At 64.8% G+C, this 13,034-nt stretch carries 12 protein-coding genes and 1 tRNA gene; 7 read left to right on the top strand and 6 right to left on the bottom strand.

The genetic code is table 11. The features are described from left to right. Positions 1 to 37 precede the first annotated feature (37 nt). Both EDF50_RS00800 and EDF50_RS00795 read right to left on the bottom strand, forming a co-directional pair. Positions 38 to 748 (bottom strand): GPP34 family phosphoprotein, encoded by a 711-nt coding sequence (locus EDF50_RS00800; RefSeq protein WP_123517447.1) that lies wholly within the window; start codon positions 746 to 748, stop codon positions 38 to 40. Further along, a complete protein-coding gene (locus tag EDF50_RS00795; RefSeq protein ID WP_123517446.1) occupies positions 745 to 1,611 on the bottom strand; it encodes a MerR family transcriptional regulator in 867 nt (288 codons plus the stop codon). Before EDF50_RS00795 ends, EDF50_RS00800 begins: the two co-directional genes overlap by 4 nt. 163 nt (positions 1,612 to 1,774) lie before the next feature. Here EDF50_RS00795 and EDF50_RS00790 point away from each other — a divergent pair, with 163 nt between their 5' ends. From EDF50_RS00790 to EDF50_RS00780, 3 genes are all read left to right on the top strand, one after another. Beyond that, a complete protein-coding gene (locus EDF50_RS00790) occupies positions 1,775 to 2,143 on the top strand; it encodes a dihydrofolate reductase family protein (RefSeq protein ID WP_123517445.1) in 369 nt (122 codons plus the stop codon). A 187-nt stretch (positions 2,144 to 2,330) separates the two neighbouring features. Then, on the top strand, positions 2,331 to 3,884 hold the full coding sequence (locus EDF50_RS00785) for an AAA family ATPase (RefSeq protein ID WP_158612602.1): 1,554 nt from the start codon (positions 2,331 to 2,333) through the stop codon (positions 3,882 to 3,884). After that, complete coding sequence (locus EDF50_RS00780) at positions 3,881 to 4,564, top strand: HNH endonuclease (protein ID WP_148076729.1); 684 nt, start codon at positions 3,881 to 3,883, stop codon at positions 4,562 to 4,564. The genes EDF50_RS00785 and EDF50_RS00780 overlap by 4 nt, the downstream gene beginning before the upstream one ends. Positions 4,565 to 5,624: 1,060 nt before the next feature. Here EDF50_RS00780 and EDF50_RS16375 read toward each other — a convergent pair. Then, a complete protein-coding gene (locus EDF50_RS16375; protein WP_148076728.1) occupies positions 5,625 to 6,932 on the bottom strand; it encodes a PIN domain-containing protein in 1,308 nt (435 codons plus the stop codon). 361 nt (positions 6,933 to 7,293) lie between these two features. Continuing rightward, a tRNA-Pro gene (locus EDF50_RS00770) sits at positions 7,294 to 7,370 on the bottom strand. Between the two features lie 152 nt (positions 7,371 to 7,522). Here EDF50_RS00770 and EDF50_RS00765 point away from each other — a divergent pair. The 4 genes from EDF50_RS00765 to EDF50_RS00750 all read left to right on the top strand — a co-directional run bounded on the left by EDF50_RS00765 (position 7,523) and on the right by EDF50_RS00750 (position 11,421). Next, positions 7,523 to 8,452 (top strand): HNH endonuclease, encoded by a 930-nt coding sequence (locus EDF50_RS00765; protein ID WP_123517441.1) that lies wholly within the window; start codon positions 7,523 to 7,525, stop codon positions 8,450 to 8,452. Between the two features lie 70 nt (positions 8,453 to 8,522). Beyond that, positions 8,523 to 9,497 (top strand): ABC transporter ATP-binding protein, encoded by a 975-nt coding sequence (locus EDF50_RS00760; protein ID WP_123517439.1) that lies wholly within the window; start codon positions 8,523 to 8,525, stop codon positions 9,495 to 9,497. Next, entirely contained in the window at positions 9,494 to 10,555 is a 1,062-nt protein-coding gene (locus tag EDF50_RS00755; protein ID WP_123517438.1) for an aliphatic sulfonate ABC transporter substrate-binding protein, read from the top strand. Before EDF50_RS00760 ends, EDF50_RS00755 begins: the two co-directional genes overlap by 4 nt. After that, complete coding sequence (locus EDF50_RS00750; protein WP_370453949.1) at positions 10,552 to 11,421, top strand: ABC transporter permease; 870 nt, start codon at positions 10,552 to 10,554, stop codon at positions 11,419 to 11,421. Before EDF50_RS00755 ends, EDF50_RS00750 begins: the two co-directional genes overlap by 4 nt. Positions 11,422 to 11,585: 164 nt before the next feature. Here the strand turns inward: EDF50_RS00750 and EDF50_RS00745 are convergent, their stop codons facing one another. Continuing rightward, entirely contained in the window at positions 11,586 to 12,554 is a 969-nt protein-coding gene (locus tag EDF50_RS00745) for a glycine betaine ABC transporter substrate-binding protein (protein WP_233570238.1), read from the bottom strand. A gap of 248 nt (positions 12,555 to 12,802) precedes the next feature. After that, positions 12,803 to 12,943, bottom strand: a complete 141-nt coding sequence (locus EDF50_RS16525) for a hypothetical protein (RefSeq protein ID WP_158612601.1) — start codon at positions 12,941 to 12,943, stop codon at positions 12,803 to 12,805. Between the last annotated feature and the right edge of the window lie 91 nt (positions 12,944 to 13,034).

The raw sequence follows: 13,034 nt of genomic DNA, 5'->3' as shown, positions 1-13,034 counted from the left end.
AACGAGGCGGTTCAACACCGCCGCACCGAGAACGGCCTCAGTCGCCCCGAAGCCCCGGCAGGCCGACCGTCACGAACAACGCCGTCGAGAGCATCGCCGCAGCCGCCACCGCGATGGCGTCCCCCGCGATCTGCGCGCCCCACTTGCCCTGCTGCAGCTCGCGCCCGCGGGTGTAGACGTCGCCCGACCACGGGATGTCCCGGTGCACTGCCGGCAGGGCTCCGCTCGCCGACACCAGCGCCGCGAGGGCGGCGGTGCGCACCGACGGCTCGGCACCCTCCGCGAGGACGTTCCGCAGCGACGCGACCAGCTCGCCCCGCCGACCCGCGCCTCCTGCCCCCTCGGCCAGGCGCAGCCGAGTGCCGGGGATGAAGCCGAGCGTGGTCGTCTTCTCGCGAAGCAGCGCCCCGCGCGCCACCAGCCGGTCGAGGGTCAGAGACCGCAACGCCGGCCCGATCTCGAGCACGAGCGAGTACGCATCCGTCGGCTTACGCTCGACCCGCTGCCAGGTGCCGAGCAGCAGCTCGTCGGTCGGCGCCGCGGAGGACGTCGCCCGCACCTGCCTCCCGCGCAGCGACGTCGTGCGATCGATGTCCACCGCTCCGGACAGCGCCAACTCGGTCAGCACCGCCCCGGCCAGCACGTGGAACAGCGGAGACCCTTCACTGTGGATCGACCCCGACCGCGGGTCGAACAGCACGAGCAGCAGGTCCTCGGCAAGGGTCGGGGTGAGTGTCGTGTCGTTCATCGCTTGCCGTCCTCGGAGTCGGGACCCGAGGAGGCGCGGCTCAGCTCGGAGCCGCCACCCGCGTCCCCGACATCGGTCGCCTCGACACCGCTGCCCGGCTTTTCCGCAGCGTCAAGCGCCGCCTCGAGCGCGGCCAGATCGTCGAGCTTGCCCGAACCGATCAGTGACGCCCGGTAGAGCACCTCGCGCTGGGCGCCGTTGTAGAGCTCGGTGACCGCCTCGGTCACGGTCTGCTGCGCGAACGCCGCACCTCGGGGAGCCCGCGCCCCCGGGGCGCCCAACCACTCGTACCGCTCGGTCGCCGCCGCCAGCACGGGAGCGTACTGCTCCCCCAACCGCCGCCGCGTCTCGCGGTCTGCGTCGTCGGTGAGGTCGTCGAGTTCGATGTCGGCTGCCGTTCGCGGCGAGTCGATGAGCATCTGCTTGAGATCGTCCATCGCCCCTTCGTCGAACACTTTCGACCAGATCAGCAGCAGCGACTGGTCGGCTTCGCTGAGGTCGCGTCCCGCTTCGGCGAACCCGGCAGGCAAGGAGGCGCTGGTCCGGTTCTCGAGGATCGCCGCCAGCTCGGCGCGGATGCGTTGCAGCCGCTCGATGGTGGCGGCCAGTTCGGCGTCGATGGTGCGCAGGGCGCCGGCCGGGTCGTCGACGGAGGAGCCGATGGATTCGATCTGGGCGAGCGGGACGCCGAGGTCGGTCAGGCGGGTGATCTGCAGGAGGCGCACCAGGTGCCGCACCTCGTACTGCTTGTACCCGTTGGCCAGCCGCGCGGGCTCGTCGAGCAGCCCGAGCTGGTGGTAGTACCGCACCGACTTGACGGTCGTGCCGGCCAACTCCGCCAGCTCGCGTGTGCTCCAGGCCATGGGCGGGCTCCTCTCGGTCATGCCGGCGCGGTGCCGGTGTGTGACCAAGTAGAAACCATGCCCTTGGGGCAGGGTCAAGAGGCTTTCAGATTGGGCCGTGTCACTTGTGGCTCCGACAGGGCATGCCGGGCGTTCGCCCGCCTCGGAGGCGGTCCCCGACTGGATGCAGCCCTTCGCGCGGACCATCCACGAGATCCCGAAGTACGTGGCGTCGGCGACGCTCGAGAGTGTCGATTGGAACGCCGAGCTGCTCGGTGGAGACGTGCGCGAGGCGGTGCGAGAGCTGAAGGGCCGTCCCGGTGGCCCGCTCCGCCTCGGAGGTGCCGCCTTTGCCACCGACGTCGTCGGCTGGGGCCTGGTCGACGAGTACGAGTTCACCGTCTACCCCTGGGTCGCCGGCCACGGCCCCTACCTGCTCGCCGGGCTCCCTCGCCCCCTCGACCTCACCCCGGTCGCCCGCCACGACCTCGCCTCCGGCGCCGTCGCCGTCGCCGTCGCGACGACGTACCGGGCATGCCACACATCAGCTTGAGTTAGCACCACGGTTTCTATGTCTCCCGCAACGTTTGAGGCGCGTACTGGTCGAAGCCCGAGTGGGCACAAGGTGACCCGATTTTCATCGCCATCAAGCCCACGTACTTTTCACCCCCATTTACGTCAAGATGTCAGAAGGAACTCATGCGTGGAGGTTTAGCACAGTTGAACGCTATGGTGACCCCATGAAGTGGAACAGCCTGATCGACGCAGCTACCCTCATGGTTCGAACGATTAGTCCGTACGTGGGCGGAATTGATAGTGCTTCAGCAGTATCCATGGCCGCAGACGACACTGCCGTCCTTCCTGAAGTAGATCGATCAACAAGAGCACTTTATAGGGCGATTGAAGCCCTCGAGATTCTCGAGCTACTTGAGCGGCCTACAGCCTCGACGGTTTCACTGACGCAAGATGGGCGAAAGCTCGCTGGTGCACGTCTGGATCTAGACGCGTTCCCGTCCGAGCACGTTCAGCGCCTCGGGGACTGGGGCGTGGAGCGAGACATAGAAGATTTACTCACGGAGCAGCGAAGGGCCCCGAACAACACCATAACTCACGTTGAAGTGAAAAACTGGAGACAATTCGAATTCGCCTCAATTGATATGCACCCCCGCCTGACTATATTGACTGGGGCAAATGCAGCTGGGAAAACAACTTTGCTCAACCTTCTAGCCCCTCACTTCAGCTGGAATGCTCAACTCCTTTCGCCACGCTACCGACCGAGTGACTCAAATTATTCCAACCCTCCGGCATTTGGCTCCATCCGGTATAGCAACGGAGCCATCTCTCCAATATCTCGACCGGCGACCTACAGTCCGGATACGCCGGGATTCGAAAGCGTTCCAGTTTTCATTCCCCAGCAACAAGGCGTACCGGGTATATTCATCTCTTCACATCGGTCCTTGAGTTCCTACCAACCTCTCGAACAACTACCTGCGCGATTTTCACAATCAAGCGTGCTGCTTCAGCAATACGCGGCGGAAGTACAGAGTCGCTATTCGGGCGGCAGCAGCCAGCATTCGCCTCTTTATAGAATGAAAGAAGCCCTTGTCTCTGCCGCCATGCACGGTTACGGGAACGCCGCTATGGAGGCTAACGAGGAAGCCAGAAGTGTGTGGGAGGGCTTTAGCGACATTTTGAGGCTTTTTCTGCCTAAAAGCATCAGTTACGTATCGCTCAGCGTTAGAGACGCCGATGTCCTAGTTCGCACCAGGGACGGAGAATTTCCTCTCGAGGCAGTTTCCGGCGGGGTCAGCGCCATGATCGAACTCGCTTGGCAAATATTTCTGCGGGCGAGGGACTCAGATGCATTTACCGTTTGCCTCGATGAACCCGAAAACCACCTTCACCCGGAATTGCAGCGCGAGATCATTCCTACGCTTCTAGATGCTTTTCCGAACGTTTCGTTCATCGTGGCCACTCACAGCCCCTTCGTCGTCACCGCTTCGCGGGATTGCTACATCTACTCCCTACGCAAAAATGACAAGGGAAAGGTGGTGAGCCAAAAAATCATCGACGCCAATGCTTCTGCAACACCCGATGAAACGCTCATGTCGATTCTTGGTCTCGATTCACCATTGGGTATTTGGGCCCAGGATGAGCTCTCAAACGCTCTCCGCCAAGTACCCATCGATCCTTCGGCGCAGGATCTCCGATCGTTGAGAGATCGACTTCGCAAGCTTGGCTTAGACAAGCAGTTTCCTGCGGCTCTCGACGCTCTAGAGCCGGGTCGAAATTGATCAGCCTTAGCAAGGGACAGACACCGGGGTGGATAAGAGACCACGGCCCCGAAGAGACCGCGAAGTATGAGGCTGCGCCTGAAGGCAGCAAGCCACGCATATGGCACCGAGAGGACATTATAGCCGCACTCAAGCTCGAGACTGGTAGTAAGTGCATGTACTGCGAGTCGTTCGTTGAGGCTGTTTCCTACCTAACTGTTGAACACATTATGCCGAAGTCCCGGTTTCCTGAACTCGCATTGGCTTGGGATAACTTGGGCCTATGTTGCCCCCGGTGCAACACCAACAAAGGTAGCTATTGGACTGATGACGCTAACTTATTGGTTCTCAACCCTTTTACTGACAATGTCGATGAGCACATTCAATTCATCGGACCAATGGTAGTGTCTAAACACGAGAGCAAACGGGCCGAGAACACCATCCGTAAGCTCCGGCTTGCGGCGCGGGACGATCTCTTCATAGCCAGAGCAAGGAGAATTCAGGAGCTTGATACATACCTGCTCAGGTGGCTGCGGGAACCACGAAAGCTCTACAAAGAACTCTACGCTGAAGACATCTTCGGCATGATCAGTCGTGAGTCCGAGTACTCAGGAGCCCTGCGTGCCTATGCAGAGACTCGGGGATTTGCGTTCTCCTCGGTGCCGGCCCCATCCTCGGACGCTATGCCGGAAGCAGAATAGCCAGGCACGGCGTTGAAGCCATTTGCCGGTAAGTGTCGGCGAAGAGGACGAGCGATCTGACGGGCTTCGAGACATTTGTACTAGCTACGGTTCGGCCATGGGAACAGGCATCGCCCCGCCCGCCTACCTCGGAGTCGAAATCTAGGGAGGTGCGACACACCCCGGAAGCGCCCTAAGCCAATATCGGTCATCTCGGCAGCGCAAGGCGTCTCGGCGGCATAAGGCGCCGCCCGAGCATGGCCAGATCGCGGGTATTTCTGGCACCGATGAAGGCCGCGCAGTGGAGCATGTCGCCTATGCGCCCATAGAGAGCTGGGTCGTCGCCTCGGTCCCGGTCTGCTCAGTGAACACGCACCCCACTACGCCGGCTCCACGGCAGAACCCAACCGCTCGTCTCGCTGCGGGCCGTCTACAGTACGGACGCCCAATGCTCGCCCAGCCGGTGTCGTGTGGTGCCATCGGCCTCGTCTATCAGGACTTCTAGCTCAATGTCGGTGCCGGTCCGGGGGAGGTCGACCAGCAACGGTCTGAAATTGCGCATCGCTCCCGTCGTCGGACACCTTCGACCACATCCACAGCAGAGACTGGTCCGCTTGCCGATCTCACGCCTCTCATCGACAAACCTGGCAGACAAGGAAGCGCTGGCGCGGTTCTCGAGGATTCCCCCCCCAACGCTCGAGGCGGACGCGCTGTCAGAGTTCGACAGTAGAATCTAGATTGGTGTCGATGGATGGCAAAGCATTGATGGGATCGTCGACGCACTAGACGAGCAACTCGATTCAGGCAAGCAGGACGCCTAGGTCGGTCAGGCGGGTGATCCGCAGCAGGCTAACCATGTCCCTCATTTCATCCTGCTTTATCCTTTCGTTGGCGTTTAGGGCCTAAGAGCCGCCCCGTTAGTTATAAGACTGCAGCCACGGGATGGTCGGGTCAGCGAGCCCGGCCAGCCCACGTGCACTCCAAGCCCGGGTTACCCCTCCCGTTTACGCCGTCACGATAACGACGCTTGAGGAAGTAAAGGCCATGCCCTTGGGGCAGCGTCAAGGGGACGTTCTCGGCCTCAAAGTTGGCTATCAATGAGACGGTCGATTTGCTCTATCTGCTCCACTGCACGGCGAATCTGGGCTTCCAAAGCTAGCCCACGCGTCGCATCGGACGCCGGCGACCGTGATGAGTATTCCAGTTCTTCAAATCGACTATATTCATAAAGGAATTGTTGTTCTACCTGGTCACGCTCTGCTTCGAGCGACCGCAGCCATCCCACAATGCTTGGGTTAGACTGCCCACTCGAGACGCCATCCATCTCCTGATGCAGCTGGTCGATTTGCTGATTTAGTTCATACTCTCTCTTCTTCAGGGAGTCCAGCTTCCAGGTCTTGCTGAGAGCCGCGTCTCGAGACGAAACATTTGCGAGTTCCCGCTCTGCCCGGAGCCTGATGTCTTGCAGGTTGGCACGTTCGGCGAAGAGGGAATTTATATCTACCTGGGTCCGCTCACGCGACAGCTCCTGGACTTCGAAGAGCGACGTCTGGCTGACTTCGATTTGGAGCATCTTTTTAGCAAGATCCAGGAAGCGTTCCGGTGAGTAGAAGTGAACACGGCTGCCCGTGGCCTCGAAGTATTCGTCTACTAGCTCGATTCGCGGGCCGTGCGTCTTACCCTCGCGCAATCTCCACCAGTCTTCCTTGCCGTCATCAGTGACAAAAATGGCGGGTCTCGGGTCCCCAGAAACGTGCGAAAGGATTTGCCTCCACAGAATAAGATCCCCGTACCTATCAGGTTCCGGCTTGTCCTTATCTTTGAAACCAGGAGGAACTTTCGAGTCGTAACGAGCGGCGCCCTCGATATAGATTTCTTGGAGTCTTTCATTCTCAAACGGAACGCCAACTCGGCCCTCATAGAGGTCCGAGATGACCTCAAAGAGGCGATCATTTTCCGAACCGTCGACTACCCGCTGTTCGTAATTAGCTCGGGACTCTTCTACGACACTGCTAACAGCCTCCATGCTTGCCGTCAAAGTATCGCTAATAGACGACCTGTTAAGCGAAGGATGCAAACGCAGCCCCTGCAGGGCCTTCTCGACTCCGTTTTTGCCGGCGTCAATTGCCTTGATGAGGTCGTCATGAGCCTTCGTTTGGTCTGCAATTACATCGAGTCGGCGACGCTGGAACTCCAAGCCAACCTGGTGGGGAATCCACAGTTGATCAACAAGACTCTGCAGCACAAGAAGGAATGCGTCACGCGTACTCTCTGTGTATCTGAAGAGGTTGAGAAGAGCATTGGTGTCGAGGATGATGAGGCCGCTACCCCAAATCGCCCTTAGGGCTTCCTCGTCGGGTGTGTAGTATCCACGAAACTGGTCTCTCATGAGATCTCCCCAAGAACACGAACAATCGTCACCGTGGAGTCTATGGCGCCCCGCTGGTCCGGCCGGCGGCTCCGGTCTTCGGGAGGCTGGCCATATCGGGCATGAGCAGGAGATATTTTTATCCGGTCGACCTTAGCGTCCGCCGCGATGGGTGCCTGCCAGACCAACCTGCAAAGGCACCTCTTGCGCGGACAAACCTCGCGCTCGTGGGCCGGAAATAGGAAAGTTATGTGTCGACTGAACCAAGGAGTCCGCTTCACGGCAGAGCCGCTCAACTTGTGGAAAGACGAGATGGCGACTAAAGCGCCGCTACGTCCACCAACAGCGAATTGTTTCGCTGTTCAGGGAAATCAGAAACAAATGGTCGGGCTGACAGGATTTGAACCTGCGACCCCTTGACCCCCAGTCAAGTGCGCTACCAAGCTGCGCCACAGCCCGAGAAAACCGTTGCTGAGCAACTGCCTTCTTGGCGTTGCCCCGACCGAGGCAACCCGACAAGCATAGCCGATCCGGAGGCCTCCCAAGTCCACCCACGACCGGCCCTCACTCTGGGTACGTGACGATGTCCCAAGATCCTGCATACATGAGTCATGATCTCTTTCGTGGGGATCTCGGACTGGACGCGTGGCGAGTACGAGCGACGCCTCACGCTCTGGAGCGAGCTCGCCAAAGCCGGCAACGCCGACGGCCTCATCCCGTCCACCATCCGCGACCTCGGCCTCTACAAAGGCCAGGCCGGCATCTTCTTCGACGGCACCGGCGACTGGACCCAAGGCTCCCCCGGTCGCGTCGCGCTCACCCTGCAGCACACCGGGAGCTCCTACGCCGATGACCTCACGGACGAACACCTCGACTACCACTACCCGTCCACGCAACGGCATGCCTCGTTCGATCGCAACGAGATCGACTCCGTCAAACGAACCCAAAGCCTCGGCCTACCGCTCTTCGTCGTGACCCCCAACGCCTTGCGCTCGACCCTCAAGGACGTCCGACTCGGCTACGTCGACACCTTCGACGACGATGCCGCCGTCTTCTACCTCTCCTTCATCGAGTCTGTCCTCCCCCTCCCGTCTGACGACGAGCTGCCCGCCTCAGAAGAAGAGGTCGATCTGTTCGGCGGTCTCCCTGAACAGACCCTCCGCCTCGTCCAGCAGCGCACCCAACAGCGCCGCTTCAAGATCGACGTCCTGAACCGCTACGGCCCGACCTGCGCCCTGTGCGACATCACCGTCCCACGGCTCATCCAGGGCGCACACCTCATCCCGAAGAGCATCGGCGGCGCCGACGAAGCGCTCAACGGCTTGCCGCTGTGCCTCAACCACCACGTCGCCTTCGACTCGTTCCTTTTGCGCCTCGAGCCGGACGGCAGCAGCATCACCTACGCGCCCGGCGTCTCCAAGGCCGACCTCCACGTCACCCGCGACGACCTATTCCACCTACCTGCCGCGCCCTCGGCCTCGGCCCTCCGAAAGTTCTACCGAACGGATGCCGCCCTGGCGGCCTTCTCCAGCTGGTCCTAGACCGAACGGAGTGTTTCGCCCCGTTACAGCGCACGGGACGGCAGGCACCCCGCCCACCTACCGTCGTGACATGCCCACCTCGACGACCCGCGCCTCCTCGGCCCTGCCGATCCGTCTGCGCGGCGTCGGGAGGCACTTCGGCGAGCGCCCCGTCCTCCACGCCCTCGACCTCGACGTCGAGGCCGGCGAGATCATCGCCATCGTCGGACCCTCCGGCTGCGGCAAGTCGACGCTGCTGCGCCAGGTGGGCGGCCTCGACCAGCCCGACACCGGCACCGTCGACATCGACGACTCCCCCACCCGTCCCACCGACCAACGCTGCGCCATCGCGTTCCAGGAGCCGCGCCTCCTGCCCTGGCGCACCCTCCGCCAGAACGTCGAACTCGGCCTGCCGAAGGCCGGTAAGACCAACCAAGACAAGACCAACAAAGACAAGACCAACAAACCCGACAAGGCCGCCGGCCGCGCCCGCATCACCGAACTGCTCGACCTCGTCGGACTCGGCAGCTCGGCCGGCCTCCGCCCCCGCCAGGTGTCCGGAGGCATGGCCCAGCGCGCCTCCCTCGCCCGCGCCCTCGCCCGGGCCCCCAAGGTGCTGCTGCTCGACGAACCGTTCGGAGCCCTCGACGCCCTCACCCGCCTCCGCATGCACGACCTGCTGCTCGACATCCACCGCGCCGAACCCACCACCGTCCTGCTCGTCACCCACGATGTCGACGAAGCCCTTTACCTCGCCGACCGCATCGTCGTCCTCGCCGACCTCTCGCAGCAGGAACACGCCACCGCAGGAGGCGCGGCGCACGCCGACACCGCAGCGGGAGCTCCCAGCATCCAGCGCATCGTCACCGTGCCCGGCGACCGACCCCGCGACCGTGACGACCCCGCCCTGGCCGAGCTGCGCCTCCAGCTGCTCGCCGACCTCGGTGTCCACCGCGTGCACGCCGGCAACACGATCACCAGCACGCTGACCGCGACCGCACCCGCGACCACACCCGCACCCACCCACCACCGCACCGCCCCCGACAGCACGGAGACGAACCGATGACCTTCCGCACCTCCCCCACCACCCGCACCCGCGCCTCCTGGGCCGGCGGTCTCGCCCTCGCCGCGGCGAGTGCCCTCCTGCTCACCGGCTGCGTCGCGGGTGAGGACGCCGGCACCGGCTCGGCCGACGCAGCAGGCACCGGCGCGAGCGACGGCGAGTGGTCGACCGACACCCTCGACATCGACTTCGCGACCTACAACCCGCTCAGCCTCGTCGTGAAGGACCAGGGCTACCTCGAGGACGCCCTCGGCGATGGCGTCAGCGTCACCTGGACCCAGTCGGCCGGCTCGAACAAGGCCAACGAGCTGCTGCGCGCCGGGGCCGTCGACGTCGGATCGACCGCCGGCTCGGCCGCGCTGCTCGCCCGCTCGAACGGCTCCCCCATCAAGACGATCGACGTGTACTCGCAGCCCGAGTGGTCGGCGCTGGTCGTCCCGGGCGACTCGACCGTCACCGACGTCGAGGGCCTCCGCGGCAAGACGATCGCCGCGACCAGCGGCACCGACCCGTACTTCTTCCTGCTGCAGGCGCTCGACCAGGCCGGGCTGAGTGCGTCGGACGTGACGATCCAGAACCTGCAGCACGCCGACGGACGCGCCGCGCTCGAGAACGGCAGCGTCGACGCCTGGTCGGGCCTCGACCCGATCATGGCCGCGAGCGAGGCCGAGTCGGGCACCAAGCTGCTCTACCGCAACGTCGACTTCCTCAGCTACGGGTTCCTCAACGCGACCGAGTCGTTCCTCGAGGCGTCGCCCGACGTCGCGCAGGTCGTCGTCGACTCGTACGAGAAGGCCCGCGCCTGGGCACTCGAGAACCCGGACGAGACCGCCGCCATCCTCGCGAAGGCCGCCGCGATCGACCCCGCCGTCGCCACCACGGTGATCGACCGCACCCACCTCGACATCGACCCCGCCCCCGGAGCCGACCAGCGCGCCGTCCTCGACACCGTCGGCCCGATCCTCGTCGAGTCGGGCGACGTCCCCTCGCAGGACGACGTCGACGCCGCCCTCGACGAGCTCTTCGACGACAGCTACGCGAAGGCCGCGTCCACCTCGTGAGCGACACCCTGATCGCCACCCCCCGAGCCGAGGAGGCGCGGGTCGCCGAGAACGCACGCCGCGCCTCCTCGTCCGGGTCCCCTGCGCCGCGACGCCCGGGTGCCCCGGGCGCGCCTGCTCCCCGCCGCCTGGCACTGCTCGGGGTGCTCGTGCCGGCCGCCGTGCTCGCCGCCTGGGTGCTCGCCACCACCGTCGGCGGAGTCCCCTCGTACCGCCTGCCGTCCCCCGCGGACGTGGCGCGGGCAGGAGTCGACCTCGCCGCCACCGGTCAGCTCGGCCTCTACGTCGCCATCTCGGTGCAGCGGGTGCTGATCGGGTTCGTGGTCGGCTCGGTGATCGGGCTGGTCATCGGAGCCGTCGTCGGGCTGTCGCGGGTGGGCGAGGCCCTGCTCGCGCCGTCGATCGCGGCCGTGCGGGCGGTGCCGTCACTGGCCTGGGTGCCGCTGCTGATCCTGTACCTCGGCATCGGCGAGGACAGCAAGGTGACACTGATCGCGATCGGTGCGGCCTTCCCGGTGTTCACCACCGTCGCGGGGTCGCTTCGGCACGTCGACCCGCAGCTCGTCGAGGCCGGACGTGCCTACGGCCTGCGGAGGGTGTCGCTCTTCACCCGGGTGCAGCTGCCGGCCGTGCTGCCCTCGCTCGTGTCGGGGCTGCGGCTCGCGCTGGCGCAGGCGTGGCTGTTCTTGGTCGCGGCCGAGCTGATCGCGTCGTCGATGGGCCTCGGCTTCTTGCTCACCGAGTCGCAGTCGAACGGACGCGTCGACCGGATCTTCCTCGCCATCGTCCTGCTGGCCCTGCTCGGCACGCTGAGCGACACCGTGCTGAACGTGGTGCAGCGCGTGGCGCTCCGCCGCTGGCGGTAGACGCCGGGCGGTCGGCCGCACCGCCCGCTCACGACGCCAGGAAGTGGGCACAGCGCCAGGTCTAGTCCTGGCGCGGTGCCCACTTCGTGGCGTCGTGTCCTGCCCCACCCGCCCCCGCGCACGCCGCCCGACCGGCGCTTCCTAGCCCACCCGGCCCGCGCCTCCTAGCCCGCGGTCAGCGCCTCGACCACGTCGGGGTGCTCGTCCATCCACGCGCGCACGATCGCCTCGTAGTCGGTGCCGTCCGCTCCGCCGTCCACGTTGAACATGGCGTTGCAGAGCGACAGCAGGTCGTCTTCACTCAGCTCGAAGTCGCGCAACCAGCCGCTGGCGGTCGCGAAGTCGTCGTCGAAGGTCGAGCTCGCCATCGAGTGGATCTCCTCCGACGGGCCCATGGCACCCTCGGGGTCCTCCAGGTCGCGGATCGGGTAGGCGTCGTACGCCCAGTGCGGTCGAGCCAGGGTGACGACGACGTTCTCGCCGGCGTCGGTGGCCGCCTGCAGCTCGGTCAGTAGTGCCGCCGTCGACGACGTGACGAAGTCCATGCTCTCGAGGCCGTAGGCGGGGATCGCCCTTTCCTCGGTGATCTGGGTGAGGCCGGCACCGGGCTCGAGACCGACGATCGTGTTGCCGAACAGGTCGGCGTTCGCGGCGAGCTCGTCGAGCGAGGTTATCGGGGCGTCCTCGTTCACGACGATCGTGTTGCGGGCCTCGCGGTACCAGGCGCCGAGGTCGGTCATGTCGTCGCCGAACCGGTCGACGTAGTCGGCGTGCGTGTTCGGCAGCCACGAGTCCATCACGAGGTCGTAGTCCCCCGACGCGACACCCGAGTAGCCGGGGGCCACGTCGACGTCGGTCAGCGTGACGTCGTACCCCTCGTCCTCGAGCACGGCACGCCAGAGCTGCGACACGGCGATGCCCTCGGGCCAGCCGGCGAAGACGGCGATCGTGATCTCGCCCTGGTCGCCGTTGTCGAGCTCGGCGACGGGAGGGCCTCCCGGGGTGCAGGCGGTCAGGGCGAGCGCGGCCGCACCGACCGTGGCGAGGACACCGAGGCGACGGGTCCGCCTCGCGTCGCGCCTCCGGTCGGAGGGTTCCTGGTGGCGGGGCTTCAGGCGGTCGGGTGTCTTCACGGTGTTCCTTTCGGGTCCGGGCGCGCGGCCGCGGTGACGCGGTCTCGGCCCGGTGGGGTGGGGCACGCGCAGGCGGTGACGAGCAGCGACTCCGTCGCACGCCGGCGCGGGCAGGGCGCGTCACGACGATCGTGGGCACCCGGGGCGCCGCGGCTCCCGACGGAGCGGTCGCGGCGTCGGCCACTCACCACCCCACAGGCTGAGGAGGCGCGGTGCCGGTCGGCACCGCAGCTCACCTCGAGCGCGGCTCAACGGGTCGGCGAGACCGCGCCGAAGTGCACGGTGCGACGTGACCAGACGACGGTCCAGCCGCGACGGCGAGGCCGCACGTCGACGGCGTCGAGGGGTGCGACGATCACGGCAGGGGCGAACGGATCGCGCGATGCCATGAGTCCTCCTCCGGAGTGCCGGTGCCGCTGAGTGGGGTGTCAACGTTAGCCGCAGGAGGCGGGCGCAGCTAATCGAAACCCGTCGCCTGGC

This window comes from Frigoribacterium sp. PhB24 (assembly GCF_003755185.1).
Taxonomy (GTDB): Bacteria; Actinomycetota; Actinomycetes; order Actinomycetales; family Microbacteriaceae; genus Frigoribacterium.
The sequence above is the reverse complement of the archived record's forward strand: the minus strand, read 5'-3'. Positions and strand labels throughout refer to the sequence as shown.